General features: G+C 47.4%; 21 protein-coding genes. 9 read left to right on the top strand and 12 right to left on the bottom strand.

Features of this window, described 5'->3' with window-relative positions:
• Positions 1 to 24: 24 nt before the first annotated feature.
• From KNQ18_RS06905 to KNQ18_RS06915, 3 genes are all read right to left on the bottom strand, one after another.
• A complete protein-coding gene (locus KNQ18_RS06905; protein ID WP_251133311.1) occupies positions 25 to 510 on the bottom strand; it encodes a YusW family protein in 486 nt (161 codons plus the stop codon).
• Entirely contained in the window at positions 507 to 1,124 is a 618-nt protein-coding gene (locus tag KNQ18_RS06910) for a flavodoxin family protein (protein ID WP_055968026.1), read from the bottom strand. Before KNQ18_RS06910 ends, KNQ18_RS06905 begins: the two co-directional genes overlap by 4 nt.
• Before the next feature lie 154 nt (positions 1,125 to 1,278).
• Positions 1,279 to 1,758, bottom strand: a complete 480-nt coding sequence (locus tag KNQ18_RS06915) for a GNAT family N-acetyltransferase (protein WP_214723156.1) — start codon at positions 1,756 to 1,758, stop codon at positions 1,279 to 1,281.
• Positions 1,759 to 1,879: 121 nt separating this feature from the next.
• Between KNQ18_RS06915 and KNQ18_RS06920 the strand changes: the two genes are divergently transcribed.
• Both KNQ18_RS06920 and KNQ18_RS06925 read left to right on the top strand, forming a co-directional pair.
• A complete protein-coding gene (locus tag KNQ18_RS06920; RefSeq protein WP_214723154.1) occupies positions 1,880 to 2,326 on the top strand; it encodes a MarR family winged helix-turn-helix transcriptional regulator in 447 nt (148 codons plus the stop codon).
• 36 nt (positions 2,327 to 2,362) lie between these two features.
• Positions 2,363 to 3,631, top strand: a complete 1,269-nt coding sequence (locus KNQ18_RS06925) for an NAD(P)-binding domain-containing protein (protein ID WP_214723152.1) — start codon at positions 2,363 to 2,365, stop codon at positions 3,629 to 3,631.
• Positions 3,632 to 3,650: 19 nt separating this feature from the next.
• Here KNQ18_RS06925 and KNQ18_RS06930 read toward each other — a convergent pair whose 3' ends face one another.
• Positions 3,651 to 4,091 (bottom strand): VOC family protein, encoded by a 441-nt coding sequence (locus KNQ18_RS06930; RefSeq protein WP_064300951.1) that lies wholly within the window; start codon positions 4,089 to 4,091, stop codon positions 3,651 to 3,653.
• A 151-nt stretch (positions 4,092 to 4,242) separates the two neighbouring features.
• Here KNQ18_RS06930 and KNQ18_RS06935 point away from each other — a divergent pair, with 151 nt between their 5' ends.
• Positions 4,243 to 4,989: a bacteriorhodopsin gene (locus KNQ18_RS06935; protein ID WP_214857593.1), complete on the top strand. Its 747-nt coding sequence runs from the start codon at positions 4,243 to 4,245 to the stop codon at positions 4,987 to 4,989.
• Between the two features lie 250 nt (positions 4,990 to 5,239).
• Here KNQ18_RS06935 and KNQ18_RS06940 read toward each other — a convergent pair whose 3' ends face one another.
• Positions 5,240 to 5,662, bottom strand: a complete 423-nt coding sequence (locus tag KNQ18_RS06940) for a hypothetical protein (RefSeq protein ID WP_214723146.1) — start codon at positions 5,660 to 5,662, stop codon at positions 5,240 to 5,242.
• 81 nt (positions 5,663 to 5,743) lie between these two features.
• On the opposite strand from KNQ18_RS06940, the gene KNQ18_RS06945 reads away from it, so the two are divergent.
• Positions 5,744 to 6,247 carry a DNA topology modulation protein gene (locus KNQ18_RS06945; protein ID WP_214769996.1) on the top strand — a complete coding sequence of 168 codons (504 nt, stop codon included), beginning with the start codon at positions 5,744 to 5,746 and terminating at the stop codon, positions 6,245 to 6,247.
• Between the two features lie 127 nt (positions 6,248 to 6,374).
• Here KNQ18_RS06945 and KNQ18_RS06950 read toward each other — a convergent pair whose 3' ends face one another.
• Positions 6,375 to 8,081 (bottom strand): methyl-accepting chemotaxis protein, encoded by a 1,707-nt coding sequence (locus KNQ18_RS06950; protein ID WP_215084252.1) that lies wholly within the window; start codon positions 8,079 to 8,081, stop codon positions 6,375 to 6,377.
• 162 nt (positions 8,082 to 8,243) lie between these two features.
• Between KNQ18_RS06950 and KNQ18_RS06955 the strand changes: the two genes are divergently transcribed.
• On the top strand, positions 8,244 to 9,296 hold the full coding sequence (locus KNQ18_RS06955; protein ID WP_023468255.1) for a C45 family autoproteolytic acyltransferase/hydrolase: 1,053 nt from the start codon (positions 8,244 to 8,246) through the stop codon (positions 9,294 to 9,296).
• Positions 9,297 to 9,336: 40 nt separating this feature from the next.
• Here KNQ18_RS06955 and KNQ18_RS06960 read toward each other — a convergent pair whose 3' ends face one another.
• The 4 genes from KNQ18_RS06960 to KNQ18_RS17410 all read right to left on the bottom strand — a co-directional run bounded on the left by KNQ18_RS06960 (position 9,337) and on the right by KNQ18_RS17410 (position 11,911).
• The gene (locus KNQ18_RS06960; protein ID WP_064300945.1) at positions 9,337 to 9,813 is read right to left on the bottom strand and encodes a GNAT family N-acetyltransferase; all 477 of its coding nucleotides are present in this window, start codon (positions 9,811 to 9,813) and stop codon (positions 9,337 to 9,339) included.
• Entirely contained in the window at positions 9,795 to 10,373 is a 579-nt protein-coding gene (locus KNQ18_RS06965) for a GNAT family N-acetyltransferase (RefSeq protein ID WP_215084254.1), read from the bottom strand. The genes KNQ18_RS06960 and KNQ18_RS06965 overlap by 19 nt, the downstream gene beginning before the upstream one ends.
• Positions 10,374 to 10,407: 34 nt before the next feature.
• The gene (locus KNQ18_RS06970; protein ID WP_149427329.1) at positions 10,408 to 10,896 is read right to left on the bottom strand and encodes a GNAT family N-acetyltransferase; all 489 of its coding nucleotides are present in this window, start codon (positions 10,894 to 10,896) and stop codon (positions 10,408 to 10,410) included.
• A gap of 109 nt (positions 10,897 to 11,005) precedes the next feature.
• On the bottom strand, positions 11,006 to 11,911 hold the full coding sequence (locus tag KNQ18_RS17410; RefSeq protein WP_133208597.1) for a methyl-accepting chemotaxis protein: 906 nt from the start codon (positions 11,909 to 11,911) through the stop codon (positions 11,006 to 11,008).
• A 264-nt stretch (positions 11,912 to 12,175) separates the two neighbouring features.
• Here KNQ18_RS17410 and KNQ18_RS06980 point away from each other — a divergent pair, with 264 nt between their 5' ends.
• The 3 genes from KNQ18_RS06980 to KNQ18_RS06990 are packed head-to-tail and all read left to right on the top strand — an operon-like array spanning position 12,176 to position 14,714.
• Positions 12,176 to 13,159, top strand: a complete 984-nt coding sequence (locus KNQ18_RS06980; protein ID WP_215084256.1) for an ROK family protein — start codon at positions 12,176 to 12,178, stop codon at positions 13,157 to 13,159.
• Positions 13,156 to 14,319, top strand: a complete 1,164-nt coding sequence (locus tag KNQ18_RS06985) for an MFS transporter (protein ID WP_215084258.1) — start codon at positions 13,156 to 13,158, stop codon at positions 14,317 to 14,319. The genes KNQ18_RS06980 and KNQ18_RS06985 overlap by 4 nt, the downstream gene beginning before the upstream one ends.
• 17 nt (positions 14,320 to 14,336) lie before the next feature.
• A complete protein-coding gene (locus KNQ18_RS06990; RefSeq protein WP_215084260.1) occupies positions 14,337 to 14,714 on the top strand; it encodes a VOC family protein in 378 nt (125 codons plus the stop codon).
• A gap of 505 nt (positions 14,715 to 15,219) precedes the next feature.
• On the opposite strand, the gene KNQ18_RS06995 is transcribed toward KNQ18_RS06990, so the two are convergent.
• Positions 15,220 to 15,831 (bottom strand): DUF3885 domain-containing protein, encoded by a 612-nt coding sequence (locus tag KNQ18_RS06995; protein ID WP_215084262.1) that lies wholly within the window; start codon positions 15,829 to 15,831, stop codon positions 15,220 to 15,222.
• A 109-nt stretch (positions 15,832 to 15,940) separates the two neighbouring features.
• Between KNQ18_RS06995 and KNQ18_RS07000 the strand changes: the two genes are divergently transcribed.
• Positions 15,941 to 16,408 (top strand): GNAT family N-acetyltransferase, encoded by a 468-nt coding sequence (locus tag KNQ18_RS07000; RefSeq protein ID WP_215084264.1) that lies wholly within the window; start codon positions 15,941 to 15,943, stop codon positions 16,406 to 16,408.
• Positions 16,409 to 16,507: 99 nt separating this feature from the next.
• Here KNQ18_RS07000 and KNQ18_RS07005 read toward each other — a convergent pair whose 3' ends face one another.
• On the bottom strand, positions 16,508 to 16,831 hold the full coding sequence (locus tag KNQ18_RS07005; protein WP_215084265.1) for a DUF3784 domain-containing protein: 324 nt from the start codon (positions 16,829 to 16,831) through the stop codon (positions 16,508 to 16,510).
• Positions 16,832 to 17,062 lie beyond the last annotated feature (231 nt).

The following is a 17,062-nucleotide window of genomic DNA, read 5'->3' on the forward strand; positions in this document are numbered from 1 at the left end:
CCGTTACGGGCGCAGACCTGTTGTTTATTTTTTATATTCTTTTTCGGTTCCGTCTGAGAATTCGATTTCAACCTCTAAGCGGGAAGCATCTTGGATCGCAAACACACGTTCAACCTCACTGATGACCTCATTTTCAGATGTATCCGCATCAATCTTTAAGTTCTTGAACTTCGCGTCGAGTTCCGCCATCGCGTCGTCTCCTTGTTTTTGCTCCCCTTTATAGCGATATTCCGCTTCCGTTCCGTCATTATCCCGGTCATAACTAATATCAATGGCATCGTTATCCCCTTCAACGTCCGCTTCAATCGACAGACTGTTGAAGCCATAATCCGTGTCGGCATTTTTCGTTACCGTATCCTTGTCTTGCATCGTATCGTCGGTCGTGTTCGAATTCGTTGATCCTTCTTCGACCTTGTCCGTCGACGCTTCGTCGTTTCCGCAACCCGCAAGCATTAAACTCATCGCGAACAATGTGGCGACACCGTATCCTGTTAAACGTTGTTTTTTCATTCCATCACATTCCCTTCTGCTGGAATCGGGTGTTCCTTTAACATCTTCGCAAAATGGTATAGGTTGGCAGCTAAAAACTGTGCGTGCCGCTTCGTAAAATCGTTGTTCCGTCCTGCTTCGATGTACGATGGTCCTGGTCCCGCTTCACCGACCCAGTAAGCATCGACGTTCGGCGGAATCGTAAAGCCGATATGCGACAGACCGTACAAGATGGAAGCAGACGCATGTTTAGCTCCATCTTCATTCCCCGTGACGATGACGCCACCGACCTTGTTGTAGTAGATTGCTTGTCCAAGATCGTTCGTCAGGCCGCTCCCTCCGTACAATCGTTCAATGACTTGCGTCGCAACACTACTTTTTTCACCCAACCAGAGCGGTGTTCCGATGACAACGATGTCCGCCCGCTTCACCTTTTCGAAAATCACGGGCCATTCATCCCCGTTGCCTTCGTCTTCCGTGACGCCGAACGCCACTTGGTGATCGACGATCCGGACAATTTCTGAAGTGACGTCCTCTTGTTTCCAATATGCAATCACGTCACGGATCAGCGCCTCCGTATTCGATGGTTCACGTGATGCTTTTAAGGTGCAGTTTAAAAATAAGGCGTGCAACATCCATCCATCCTCCTCCGTCATTTTAAGTAACATCATACGTCTTTAGTACTTTCCTTCTTCCATCGACGGATAAACTAAAAAACCCTCGCTTCAGCGAAGGCAGGTCATGCTAGAAGATTTGAAATGAACAATCAAGCGTGTAAACATCACTTCATTACCTGAGGTCATTTCGTCGCTCAAATAACAACGTGTCTCGCCAGACACAATGATGCTGTGCGATGGCACGTCGTCGACCGACTAGCTCGAACCCAAGTCGCTCATGCAGCCGTCTGCTTGCGATGTTTTCTGGGAACATGTGTGATTGAAGCGTCCATATCCCGTTGGCGTCCGCATAGGTGATCAACGCCTCCATTAAGAATCGTCCACCGCCGAGTCCTCGAGCGGAACGCTCCAGATATATACTGACTTCTCGAACGCCACGGTAGACATGACGTTCAGAAACACGTCCCAGTTTAGCCCAGCCAATCACTTTTCCACCTTGCTCTAGAACGAATCGTTCAGATTGCGTCAGCGTTGTCCACCACTCTTGCTCATGAATCATCGTTTCGAACGTCGCGTTCCCTTCTTCTACTCCTTGACGATAGATGGCTAACACAGTGCTACGATCTTCCTCTTCCATCGAACGAACAAGCATCCAATTCCCCCTTTCCTTATTTAAAATTGAATATGAGAAAATCATATATTTATTACTTGCAATTTGCAAGTTTATATCGTATAACTGATTCATAAGCAAAATAGAGAAAGGAGAGCTATACATGAATGAAACTCGTGAATTATTTCAAACGTTCACCCGGCGCTTCGGATTATTGAATAAGAATTGTTGTGCCGTCCTAGATGAAGAGATATCTCTCGTTCAAAGTCATCTGCTGTATCAGGTTGCCAAACATCCTGACTCCGCAATGCAAGTAATTGCTGACCAACTCGCTCTTGATATCACTACGTTCAGCAGACAAGTACAAACATTGATTAAGCGGGACCTACTCGTAAAGCGTCCCGCGATCAACGATCGTCGAATTCACCTACTTCGCCTGTCCGAGAAAGGATTACGTGTTGCTCAAGCCATTGACGAAGAGATGAACACGTATCTTGATTCCATCTTCTCATCAATGACTTCCTTCGAAAAAGCACATGTCCTCCAGGCAATCGACTTGCTGAACACGAAGATGGGCGAGAGTGACGTTTGCTGTAAACCATGTCTCTAATACTTGCAACTTACAAATAAAAAGGAGGTTTTATTCATGTCATACGCTTCTTCCCACCCCATCGTCATCATCGGTGCCGGTCCGATCGGTCTTGCAGCTGCAGCTCAACTTGTAGTGGAAGGTCAATCGTTTTTACTATTTGAGAAAGGTCCTTCGATTGCCCACCATATCAAACAATGGGAACACGTTCGGATGTTTTCGACGTGGCAATACAATATTAGTGACGCAGCACGTCACTTGCTCGAGCTGACGGACTGGATTGCACCAGCAAACGATACTGTGCCGACCGGAACTGAATTGATCAAACAATACCTTGCCCCACTTGCTGCATTACCGGAAATTGCTCCCTCTCTACATTTCCAACATGAGATTCTCTCGATCTCACGGGCAGGTCTAGACAAGATGACGAATGCCTCACGTGATGTAACACCGTTCGAATTAGTCATAGACACGCCGAACGGACGTAAACATATTCTCGCTCGCGCGGTCATCGATGCGTCTGGCGTCCTCGGGCGACCAAATCCTGCAATCAGTTCTGGTCATCGAGTCGAAATCGAGCAGAACTTACCTGTCCGGTATTCGATCGTAAATGCGAAACGTGATACTGTTGTTTTCGCTAATCAATCCGTCGCTGTCATCGGTAGCGGGCACTCGGCTTTGAACTCGCTCCTTGAACTCGTTTCCATTAAAGCGCACTACCCTGAAACGGAGATTCATTGGATTCTTCGCAAATCTGACCCCGTTCAAGCCTACGGCGGAGAAGATAAGGATGCACTAGAAGGTCGCGGGGCACTCGGTTCGCGTATCCGTCAGCTCGTTGAACGAGATCAGATTAGGGTTCACTCCAGTTTCAAGACCCAATCCATTGAATCGAAAGGAAAGTCGTTTGACATCACTGCTCAAGATGGTCGGTCTCTCCATCATATCGATCAGCTGATCGTCAACGCAGGAAGTCGACCCGACTTCTCGTTCCTTGAAGAAGTACGGCTTGATATCGATCCTGTGACCGAGAGTAGTCGAATACTTGCTCCTCTGATTGATCCGAACCTTCATAGTTGCGGGACTGTCCGTCCACATGGGGAAGCGGAGTTACGTCATCCTGATCACGGACTTTATCTGGTCGGTGCAAAAAGTTACGGTCGTGCTCCGACCTTCCTGCTTGCGACCGGTTATGAACAAGTTCGATCAGTCGTTGCTTTTCTTGTCGGAGACGAGGCACGTGCGAAGCAGGTCAAGTTATCATTACCGGAGACGGGTGTGTGCAAAGTTTCCCTGCCACAATCATCGACTTCCTGTTGTTCTTAAAAATATACATCGGACCTGTCTAGACGGGTCCGATTTTTTCTGCCAACTCAATGATCACGCCTTCTGGTCCTCTTACGTAACATAGGCGATACTCATTTTCGTAATTCGCGACGTCGCCAATCGACTGATATCCATTGTCCGCTAAACGTTCGACGAGCGCGGCGAGTTCTGTTACTTCAAAACAGAGATGACGCAATCCACTCGCATGGACGGATTGGATTACGGAAGCCGTGTAGCGTGGGTGTTTGAACCGAACGAGTTCGAGCCATATCGGTTCACTTGGTAATCCGAGTGCAGCACACTCCGTCTCCGCTCCCTCTAGATTCAATAAACGATCGAGTAACGCTCCTTTCATCTCCCAACGTCCGCGTACTTCGAGACCACAAAGTGAAAAAAAGTAAATCGCTTCTTCTAGATTCAAGACGTTCAGGCTGATATGATCCGTTCGTTTAATCGACATCCGTCACTCCTCCTCAAGTGTGTCAAAATGTTGTCAAACCGTTGATAGACTGCACATCAAGAGCGTTTCGACGTGGTGTCTGAAGTTTGTATCGTCAGTAAAATAAAAGTATGAAAGGTCGTGTCCACTTACGAAAAGGAGTCGAAACAACATGGAAGACGTTAACCTTCTCGTCCTTGCGACCCAGTACATGTTCTGGGTCGGATTCGTCGGAATGGCCGCCGGTACGCTCTATTTTCTCGTCGAACGAAATTCCCTTGCCCCGGAATACCGCTCGACCGCAACAGTCGCTGCTCTCGTCACGTTCGTCGCCGCGATTCATTACTATTTCATGAAGCAAGCTGTCGGGGAATCAGGTTTGTTGTCGGAGATCGATGGTTTTCCGACTGAAATCCGCTACATCGATTGGCTCGTGACGACGCCTCTCTTGCTGATCAAGTTTCCGCTGTTGCTCGGTTTAAAAGGTGGAAAAGGACGTTCGCTTCTGACGAAACTCGTCATCGCGGACATCATTATGATCATCGGTGGTTATATCGGAGAATCGTCCATCAATCTAGCGGGTGGCTTCACACAACTCGGTCTTTGGGCATATGTCGTCGGTTGTATCGCATGGTTTTATATCATTTATCTCTTGTTCACGAACGTCACGAAAGCCGCTGAAGATAAGCCTGCCCCGATTCGTAAAGCCTTGTTGCAGATGCGCTTGTTCATCTTAATCGGATGGGCAATCTATCCGGTCGGTTACGCGGTCACCTTGTTTGCACCCGGCATCGAGGTACAACTCGTCCGCGAATTGATCTATAACTTCGCTGACTTGATCAACAAGGTCGGATTCGGTCTGATTGCCTTCTTCGCCGTCAAGACGATGTCTGCTACGAAAAATTTGAAATCGACTTAATCAAAAGGGGCTGACTCAAAAGTCAGTCTCTACAAAGATAAGGGTGGCAGAATAATGATCTGCCTTCCTTATTTAGTAACAAAAAGAATGACACGTCACACGCCACTCCTACAGGAACAAGCGCATTTATGCGCTGTCAGAGACGAACAAGACCCGCTTTCCTGCTTCAACGAAGCAGGAAATCTGGCTTGTGTCTCGCCTGAGGAAAGGGCGTGAAAAGACGCGTCATTCTTTTTTTGAGTCAGCCTCTTCATTTGAATTCATGCTGTAAATCCTGTGGAAATCCTCCGTTTTTAAAGATAAAACTTGAAAGCCTAATCCGGTTCCCATCCATATCTAGAAAATAAGTTACGTTAGGTTCATTTGCAAATTCGACTTCAATTGAAGCCGGATTCGCCGAAGACTCATACGAAAATTTTTGTGTTTTTGTAGTGTAGACTTCATCCGGGAATTGCCGTGCTAATTCTATCTTAAGCAATTTCTCATCCTCAGCAATCTGTTGATTGACGAGCGTCGGTCGGATGTACCAAAAGGAACTACACCCGATTGCCACCAAACCAAGCAAAATCAAGCCATACCGCTTCCAACGCTGCGGCAGGAATATCACGCCGCAACCGATTACGAGTAGTGTAAAAACGATCGTCATCCCTTCGATTATGAAATTTGGTACCATCTCATTCACTCCTTTCGTTCTATCCTCGACTAGAAAACCGTGGTATGATCAATTTCTATGACAAAAAATAGGAGGTCTACGATGCGAAAGATCATTTTGATTGGTTCTGGTGGATCCGGTAAATCGACGCTTGCCCGCGAGATGGGCAAAAAACTCAGCTATCCTGTTGATCACCTCGACAGTTTATTATGGCGTCCGAACTGGGAGACAGTTTCGCGTGAGGAACAACGCCAGATTCAACACATGCTCACGTCGCGCGACACGTGGATCATCGACGGTAATTACAGTGGAACGCTTGATTTACGAATTGATGCCGCCGATACAATCATCTTCCTTGACCTACCACGGACACTCTGTCTGTACCGGGCATTGAAAAGGACATGGCGCTATCGCAAGACCGGTCGACCGGATATGGCGGCAGGCTGTCCCGAGAAACTATCGTTTGATTTTCTGAAATGGATTTGGCGTTTCCCGATCGATAAGCGACCGAGTATTCTTTCAACGCTTACAGCGACGTCCGATAAACAAGTTATCCATCTGACGTCCCGTCGTGCTGTCAAACAATTTCTTCAATCACTTTCATAACATCTATCTGCTGCTACTTAACCTGTACATACGACGCCACACGCTTACTCCCCTGCTTGTTTTCCATTCATTACCACAAATAAAAAAACGACCATGATGGATTACCTCATGGTCGTCGTTCAATATCTTACACGGTGAATCTGCCTGTGACTTGTTTTAAATCATCTGCCATCGTCGCGAGTGATTGGGACGCGGATGAGATTTCTTCCATCGACGCCATCTGCTCCTCGGTCGAAGCGGAGATGTTTTGTGTTCCGGCAGCAGTCCCTTCCGTCACTGCTTGAATCGTTCGCATGACGGATGCGATCTGCTCACTCGCTGCCGCCATTTCCTGTACGGCACCGGACACTTCTTCGACGTGCCCTGTCACGTCGGTGATTGCTGTCTCGATTTCTGAGAATGAGGCACCGGCTTGATCGACGACGGCAATTCCACTCGTCATCTCGGTTGAGACTTTCTCCATCGAGGCGACCGATGCTTCCGTCTCTTGTTGAATGACCCGAATCAACGACTCGATCTGTTTTGCCGAGACCGCCGACTGTTCCGCGAGCGTCTTGACTTCCGCTGCGACGACGGCGAATCCGCGTCCTTGTTCGCCAGCACGCGCTGCTTCGATTGCTGCGTTTAACGCGAGCAAGTTCGTCTGTGCCGCGACACCTTTGATCGAATCCGTGATTTGTCCGATTTCCTGCGATCGGTTACCAAGACCGTCAATGACGTGGCTCAGTCGAGAAACATCTTCTTGAATCCGTCCCATTTGGGTACCGAGTGTTCCGACGACTTGACCACCGAGTGCGACTTTTTCCATCGCATCCGCTGTGCGTTCCGTCATTTGTTGGGCATTACCGGCGACGTAACGGACCGACGTCGTCAACTCTTCGATCGTCCGTGAGGCATCCGATACTTGATGCAATTGTTGACTAGCACCGCTTGCCATCTCTTCCATCGTCACGGCGACCATTTCCGTTGCTTTCGTCGTCGATTCCGCGTTGACGCTTAACTCATCCGATGCGACAGCGACACGGTCAGCCGTACCCGTTAGTTCAAGCACGACTTGTTGCTGTGACGCAATCATCTCGTTGAAGGACGTCGTCAACTGTCCAAGCTCGTCTTTTGAGTCGTATGTTCCACGGACAGTCAAGTCCCCGTTCCCCGATTGATCCATCCATCCCTGCAATTGACGAATCGGACGAGTGATGAGACGTGTAATGTACATTGCAAGTCCTGCAAAAAAGAGGACCGCGAGTAAAAAGATGCCGAGCATTAAGTAAAAGGCCGTTTGTTTTTCTGCTTGATTCTGAGCGTCAAGCATCTTCGCTTGCTTCGTCATCGAAGCCATCAACGACTTCGCAGAATCCGCGACGTTATCCCGGACTTGTTCCAGACCTTGCGTATACGCCGTATAGGCTTCTTCGGTTTCGTTGCGCGTCGCCGCATCCTGGACGATCGTCATCGAATTATCATAGGCGAGGACGTTATCCTTTAATTCTTCAAGCTGTTTCTTTTCTTTGGCATCGAAATGCCCTGTTTTTTCGACCTTCGTGACCGACGAACGAATCTGCGCCTGACGCGTATCGATCTCAGCTTGCAGTTCCGTGACCCGCGTCTCGTCCTTCGTTAACATCATCTCGACTAAAAAAGAATCGAGCGCGCGTGTATCGATCCGGATTTGAGCTACTTCCTGGATCGGTATTAAGTTTTGCTGATACATCGCTCGGGAAGCATTCGACATCTGATTCAAGAAATAGAGTCCTGCTCCCGCAATCAAAAGCATCGCAACGACGGCTGTTGCGATCAAAGCTTGTATCTTCCGTCTGACTGACATATGTTTCATTCCATCCCCTCCCGTTTTTGTTATCGGTTTAAGAATGAAAAAGTTGACTATTTTTTCAATATTCCCATACTTTAGATGTGCTTTGGTAAAGACTTACCGTACGACTTTCTCCCTCACGTTCGATATAATCAGCATACAGCAGTTGAAGAAAGGATGAATCGTATGCAACGTGTAGCCAATGAGATCACGCAATTCCGCGGCAGTCATTATGAGTTCGGTCGCGAACAAGGGCGTTACGTCAAACGAAACCAGTTGCTCCATAACCGGGAAGACAACTGGAAAATCCGTGTTCCGCGCTTTCAAGTCGATCCGGTCGAGACGAAGGAGATGTTTCTCCGGTACGCCCCGCATATTTGGGACGAGTTACTTGGACTCCAGGACGAACTTGAACTGTCGCTTCCGGATACGTTACTCCATTTCGGGCATTATCGGGTCGAAGGACCGAAAAGCGGTTGTTCGATCATGACAGGTGATAATTTCCTCGTCCGCAACTATGATTACCATCCGATGACATATGATGGTCGATTTTCCGTCTTTCAACCGAATGATGGTGGCTCAGCAATCATCGGTCCCGCATCGCGGGTAACCGGTAGGATGGACGGGATGAATGAACATGGTCTTGCAATGGGCTATAACTTCATCAACCGTCGTCGTCCGGGCGATGGGTTCGTCAGTTTCATGATCGGGCGGATCATCCTCGAGATGTGCACGTCGGTCGACGACGCGATCTCACTCGTCAAGGAAATTCCACATCGCGGATCGTTCACGTACGTCGTCCACGATAAATCGGCGCGTTCGTTCGTCATCGAGGCGACGGCACGCGACGTCCAAGTGCGGGAATCGAACATGTGCACCAATCACTTCGATTTGCTACAACACGAAAACCGCTATCATCTGGATGACTCGAAACGTCGGATGATGGAGTTGAAGACCCATCAACACATGATTCAAGATGCGGAGTCCGCTTTCCGACTACTCAACGATACCGATAAAGGCGTCTTCGCTGATTTATATGCCCAGTGGGCGGGAACGATTCATACGTCTGCCTACTTCCCGGAAGAGTTGAAGGTCTGGTTCGCGCTCGGTGGTGATCAGGAACCAGTCACGTTCGACTTTGCCGACTGGCTCGCTGGCAATGACTTTACAGCAAGCGAGATCACGGGAGAACTGGAGACGAATATCCAGTTCGCGAATACATTACAAACATGGCGTTAAACAAAAAGGATTCCTCCTGCTTGCGCAAGAGGAATCTTTTTTAATGGCTGTCATCGAGACGTTTCGACATATAATAATCCGTTTTTTCATACCCAAGCGAGTCATAGACATGAATCGCCCGTTCGTTATGCGCGAAGACATGTAAGGAAATTTTCTTGACGTTCATCCGTTTTAATATCACTTCTAGTGATCGGAGCGCTTTCTTGCCGTAGCCTTGGTTCTGCTTGTCGGACGTAATCTTGACGTCGAAGATGAAGGCGGAACGTCCGCGTGATTCTTCCGTCACATGGACCCAAACCATCCCGATGTCGCTATCTGTCTCATCACGAAACGTAAACAAATAATGATCCTTCGTTTTCAGACCTTCTGGCAACAGCGCCGCGAACTCTTCAGTCGCCTTCTCAAGCGACTCGTTCTCTGACCACGTACCAGCGCGACACTTATCTGCCGCATACTCCTCAATTGCGACCGGTAAGTAAGCGTCATACGTCGCTTGATTCATTGGCTCGATGCGCATGCTGCCACCTCCTGTGTTTTCGTCCAGTCCCGTCGTAACATCGCATAGACCTGGATGTCGTGATAAGTCCCGTACAATTTCTCAGCGTCCCGTAAGACGCCTTCTTCCGTGAAACCGAGTCGTTCCGGGATTCGTCTGCTTCGGACGTTTCCGGTCGCACACTCGATGACGACACGGTTTAAGCCGAGCGTCTCGAAACAATAGTTCGTGATGAACCGGACGACGTCCGTCATGACGCCTTTTCGAAGGTCCTTTTCCCCTAAGTAATAGCCAATCGACGTTTGCCCGAGATGCCGATTAATCTCATGTAAACTAATCGTTCCGACGAGCTCGTCATGAAGATAAATGCCACATGTAAAGCCGTTGCCATCGGCGAATTGTTGCAGCCATGCTGGAATGACGATCTCCTGATATGTAATAGTCTCTGTTGCACCATCGACCCAACCGAGCCATTCGCGGAGATGTGCGCGATTGGCATCGACGAGGGCGAATAATCCTTCCGCATGGTGCCGTTCAAACAATTGAAGCGATACGTGATCGGATACTTGTAATCTGAACATGACCTCTCTCCTTTCTAGTACCTGTTGTTTGACATCACGTCGACGTTTCCCTGCTTGACGTCACGTTCCATTCCATTCGTCTCGAGCGGACAGCCATTCCAAGTGCCTCGTAAAAGGCGATCGCTTCTTGATTGGCGTCATCGACGCCGAGTTCGATTTTGTCACAGCCGATCGTTTCCGCATGTGCGTAAGCGGCTTGCATCAATCGTTTCCCGACGCCTTGTTTTTGATGCGTATCCGCAACGACGAGGCTGATGATGCGTAAGTAATGCTTATCGAAGACGAAGCCGCTCCCTTCGACGATGTCTTCCTTTAGGACGATCACACCGGCAAGCCCGTCTTGTTCCGCAACGAGTAATGCAAAATCCGGATTCTCGAGTTGCGACAGAAATAAGTCTTCCGGAACCGGCATCTCGTGCGGACGGTAATGATCGGGTCGTAAGGCGACGTGTTGATCGTGGATTTGCTGGAACAATGGAATCAATGCCTGAAAATCGTCAGGTCGAGCAGTGCGGATATTCATCAGAAGTTCGCTCCCTTTCCGTTTTGTAGTATATTAACATATTATTCCAAAGTATAGGGGTACTTTTTATACAAAAAGGCACTCCGTTTACCGGAATGCCGTCTCTCACTTAAATTGCTTTTGTAAAGTCTCGCGCTGTCTCCGTTAACGTCGATGCCGCACTTTGAACGTCATGGAAGCGATCGACCGTTTCTGCGACGACCGTGACGCTTGCTTGTGCATCCGACGTTGCTTGCGTCATCGCACGGGCAATCCGCTGCAGTTCATCATTCATTCGCTGCGTCGTTTGCCGGACATCGACGACGGCTTGTTCGACGAGCTTTGAGAGATTTCGGACTTCCGTCGCGACGACATTGAATCCTTTGCCGTGTTCTCCGGCTCGCGCTGCCTCGATCGATGCATTCAGTGACAATAGATTCGTCTGTGACGCAATTGTTTTGATCGTCTCAGTCACTTGAGCGATGTCCTGTGCCTGGCGTTGCAGCCGTTCAATCGTCTGATGGTTATCACGGGTCGTCTCGGCCATCTGTTCGATCGTTCGCCGTAACGCTTCGCTTTCCTGCTCGCCATGCGTCGATCGTGTATTCAAATCACTAGCAATCGTGTCAAACGAAGTCGCGAACTTTTGAATCGTCTGCTGACGATCCGTAATATCGGAAGCAATCTTCAAGACACCGGTCACTTCCGTTCCATCGTAAATCGGCATATAGGTTGCTTCTAGCCAAATCGACTGACCATGCGCATCGATGCGTTCAATTTTATCTGCCGTACTGAAGCCACTAAACAGCTTCTGCCAAAATGCTTGGTAACTGTCACTCATTGCAAACTCCGTCGTGCAGAAGAGATGATGCTGCATCCCGATCATCTCTTCTCGTTTATATTTCATCGTCTTTGCGAATAAACCATTGACGTCGACGACACGACGTTGCCGGTCGAATCGAATCATCGCGACATTATCTCGCAGGGAGGCTAAAATATCTTGGGATCCTAGGTCGGTTGATAGTTGGGTAGTCATGATTATAAGCTCCTCTCGTCATCTACCTCCTGTTACAGGCTATCCAAGATATTACAAATCGGAATAGTATGAATTAAAGATATATGACTAAAATTTTTTATCTTCTTTTTATATATCCAGACAACGATAGGATGAAACGTTATTTCTCTAAATATTCTTATCCTACACCTCTTTTTTAAACTTGTCTTTTTCTTCCGACCTGCTATACTCAAATCAAAACTTATTAAACTTTTTTAATAAGTGATTTAGATTGGAGGTCTTTGTTTGACTGAACTCATTTCACTTACACGTCACGCTTTTTTAGTCGACCATCTGGATACGATCCCTGCGATTCGTCAAGTCTTGGATGTCAGTTTTCCGACTGCGAGCAAACAGATCGATCAGATGATCGCTGCTCTTGAAATTGAAGAGACACCACTTGAATTGGTTCGCGGAGGGCGTCCGGCAAAACGGTATCGCTATCGCGTGGATCGCTTCCACGGACTCGCTCTATATCTCGAACGCACGTATCTGCAGTATCGCATCCACGACGTCGGTGGACATCTGATCGCAACGGATCGGTTGACGTTCAATTCGTCGGATCATGTATTTGTTTTATTGAGAACGCTGACAACATTACTCGACGATCATCCACATATTCAAACGCTTGCGATTGGTGTCGCTGGTGCCGTTGATACAACCGGCACGATCCTTTTCGCCCCAGATTATCCGTCGCTTGACGGTCGCCTCTTGCAACAAGAACTGACGGAACGGTTCGGGCGACCAGTCATCGTCGAAAATGACATGAATGCGGCGGTTCGGGCGCAAGCTTCTGATAACAATACGACCGTCTATATGTATCTCGGAACGAACGGACCGGGAGCCGGTGTCGCCGTTTCAGGTCGTGTCGTCCGAGGAGCGCATCACTTTGCTGGAGAGATCTCGTTCATTCCGTTTGACGAGAAACGAAATGTCGGTCAAGTACTCGCAACGACTGCACCACACTCTGACGACTGGTATGAGGCGTTGAGCCGGATCATCCTCTCGTTTAGCGTCACCTTGAACCCAGATGTCATCTTGTTTACAGCGTCAGATGTCTCGGATGACGGATTAGCACGTTTGACGGATCGATGCGCCAAGCGCTTTCCGCTCGACAAATTACCTCGGTTGCGGCAAGGCGACTGGGAAACCGATTATTTGGATGGTTTGATGCAACTGAGCATCCAATCATTCATTGAACAAATTCCGTTAGGAGGACTCACCCGATGACCCGTCTACTATTACCTTTGATTTATTTGGCTTTCATCAGTCTTGGTCTTCCGGACGCGTTACTCGGTACAGCGTGGCCCGTGATGCGGCTCGATCTCGACGCACCGCTCGACATGGCGGGATGGCTCTTCATGACGATTGCTGCCGGAACGATCGTTTCGAGTCTGTTTAGCGGTCGTCTGATCGAACGTTATTCAACGGGTCCAATCACGGCAGTTTCTGCCGGTTTGACGGCACTGGCGTTGATTGGTTTTTACGTTGCTCCGTCCTTGATTTGGCTCTTCGTTCTTGCGATCCCGCTCGGACTGGGTGCTGGAGTCGTTGACGCGGCATTAAACCACTTCGTTGCCACCCATTATCAAGCGCATCACATGAACTGGCTCCATTGCTTCTGGGGCATCGGTGCGACGGCTGGTCCGCTCATCATGGCTGGCGTATTGCTCGATTCCGGCTGGCGTTTTGGTTACCTCGTCGTCGGTGCATTGCAACTCGTTTTGATGATCATCTTGATCGTCAGCTTACCGCTCTGGAAACGGGCTCCGAAACACGTGTCTGAACAGGTTCAGACCGTAAATACGTCGTCCGGAAAACCACGCGGATTGATTGCCGCACTCGCAGCGTTCTGTTTTTATTGTGGAGCCGAGGCGGTCGTCGGGCTGTGGGGCAGTAGTTATCTTGTCCAAGTCCGTTCCTTTTCCGTGACGTCAGCAGCGACGTGGATTTCCGTCTACTACGGAAGCATCACCGCGGGGCGTTTCATAAGTGGTTTTCTGTCGCTGCGCTGGTCGAATCGTCGTTTGATTCGTGTCGGTCAATGGACGGCATTCGTCGGAGCTACCTGTTTCATCCTCGCACCCGCTGCCTGGATGCCGCTTGGTTTCGTACTTGTCGGGCTTGGTCTCGCACCGATTTATCCGGCAATGCTCCATGAGACGCCGGTTCGCTTCGGGGAGGCTGCGGCGCAACGGCTGATGGGGGTACAAATGGCATTCGCCTATACCGGTAGTACCTTCATGCCGCCATTGTTCGGCTGGCTGGCGACGTCCTATTCCTTATCGTTGTTCCATTGGTTTACGATCAGTCTCATCTTCTTGATGCTGGTCGCTACGGAAGGGTTGAACCGGATGTTGTTAAGACAGCGATTGGCAAAAGCGTCTTGAAAAAAGGAGGAATGGAGATGAAGATTGAACATATCGCCCTCTGGGTGGCAGACCTTGACGGGATGCGTCAATTCTACGAAACACATTTTGATGCTACGGCAGGCGATCGGTATCATAATCCGACGAAAGGGTTCACATCGTATTTCCTGACATTCTCGAGTGGTGCGCGTCTTGAGTTGATGCAACGGACGGACATCATGGAACGGACGGCAAATATTCTCGGCTACGCTCACTTCGCCTTTTCGCTCGGCAGCAAACAAGCAGTTGATGACTGGACAGATCGGTTAAGGGATGCAGGTGTACAACACCTTGACGATCCCCGGACGACGGGTGACGGATATTATGAAAGTACGATCACGGACCCGGAAGGTAATGTGATCGAGTTGACGGTCTAATGTTGAAACGAAACAATCCCTCATTCTGATTAGAGTGAGGGATTGTTTGTCGATTGATAGCTGTTCCATCGTTTGCTGCTTGTTGGTATATCTCGTGACGAGTAGGTGTATGACACGCATTTCATTCAGACTATCTTTAGGCGACGATTACAAAACTCTTTCACTGTAAACATTTGTAATGATATGCTAAAAAAGAACCAAATTATGACTATGCGTATTCATTTTCGAGGAGGTAGTTTATGCGAAAGCATCTAGGATGGACCTCAATCGGCATCGTGGTTTTCACTTTCCTTACTGTTAAGCTCTTACCGTTCAATGGTTTTTGGGGTACGAACTATATGTTAGCTGGACTATTGCTTGCGATAGTGTGCGCCATCATAAGTCTAAGAAATACGGGGAAAATCCTCGCGTTAACATTGCTCACTTCTCTATTAGTTCTTTTTATTTTTTCAGTGATCGGCTTCTTAGCACTAGCTTGAGTATTTCTAAAAGCGATTAAAATCGATTAGCTGATATCATTACGATATTTCTTCTTGAACATATCATACGTTGCTGAATCACCGAACAAAAGGAAACAACCGCGATCATCATAGATATTCAAAACGATATTTCGATCTACGTTCACGAAAAAGACCTCCGGATAGTATGTATACGTTTGACGAAATCTTGGTTGTAGCGGCGGGAAATCCTGATTGCAGATTGCTTTGATTACACGCTTATAATCTAACGCGGTTTTGTTCGGTAATAACACGGCATATTCGGATACCTGCTCTTCTTCATCAATCACTCTCTCTACGAACTTTATGTTGTATTGATCTTCTCTACGTCTTAAATGACGAAACACTTTCGTCGCTGACTTTTGATACTTATCGCGCTCACTTCTCACATGCACGACGAAATAAAGAGGCTCCGCTTCTCGGAATAGATCCTCAAACAATTCGTTTGATTTTTGGTATGCCTGTTTGAAGTATTCCTCGTTGATTTCATCTGAATCTTTCTTTAACTGATACAGGTCCTTTACTAAGTCTACGTGAATTACGAAATCCTTCTCGACAAAGGAACGATCAAATAAGTTTACATTTCCATAACGTTGATGCAAGTATTGTTTGAAGTTCATTCCAAAGCTCCTTTATTGCGATGAGGACAGATATACTATTTTGAATAACTGTTGCAGGACGGATTAATTTAATGATCGATACAACAATTGTAGAAAGGAGGATGAGAAGATGATCATTGATACATTATCGAATCATCCTGAACAATTAAAAGTGGTTGCCACAATGATTCATACCGAATTCGTTCAAAAGAAAAAAGGGGCGACACGCTATGAAAAAATAAAAGACTTTTTAGACAAAAAACCAAGTGAACCATATCCTGTGACGTTCGTTGCCTTAGATGATGTCACGTGTATCGGAGCCGTTTCCCTCTTTGAAAATGACTTGAACGAACGACCAACCTATACGCCTTGGCTCGCTTCTTTATTCGTTGAAAAAGTCTATCGGAATCAAGGAATCGCGCAACAACTCATCAATCAATTAATCGTCTACGCCAAATCACGACAGATCACAACAATCTATTTAAAAACAGAAAACGCTTCAGCATATTATAAAAAATTAGGATGGACATTGGTCGAAACGATCGAGACGACGGAGTTACCCATACACATTTTTTCATACACGATTGATGAGGGTTGATATCTTCATATGAACGACGAAAGTCATTTCGATGTTAATCGTCTTAAGGGATTTCTCATTATGGTTTAAATGATGGAGGTCTTGCTGACGTGAACAAAATTATCTCTTTTTCTTGAATCGGTCACTCGTGTTCGAATAGACGACTGCGAATACAATAAGAAAGAATAGTAGCATGACGCCCAAAGTAAACAAAGAGTGATATCCAAACAGCTCACTCCCAGCGATCAACAGGATGCTAAAACAAATGCCGTACATGATCTTACCCATGAATTGACATAGGGCGACTTCGTCATAATCTTGTTTCTTACTTTCAGACAACGTATTATATCCTGCAAGCAATGATGCGCCTTTTCCTCTCGATAGAACGATAGCAAACACTAGCAGAGGGACAAAAATTACAAAATAAACAATGGATTCGCTCATGACCATCTGTTCCTTTCTCTCGTTTTATTGTATGACGCGTGTCAATTCATTAACGCTTTTACATTCCTTCAAGTTTCATAATCTTTTTGAATTACCCACTTGATAATATGGTTGTCCCCTTTACTATCATTTTTAAATTGAATGATTGACTCATTTTTCTGATTTTTCTGTTTTTGTAGACCACTTTCTCAATCTTCAATTATAATTAGGTAATTATTGGATATATTTACT

Origin of the sequence: Exiguobacterium sp. s78, from assembly GCF_018618985.1 — a bacterium.
Lineage (GTDB): Bacteria > Bacillota > Bacilli > Exiguobacteriales > Exiguobacteriaceae > Exiguobacterium_A > Exiguobacterium_A abrahamii.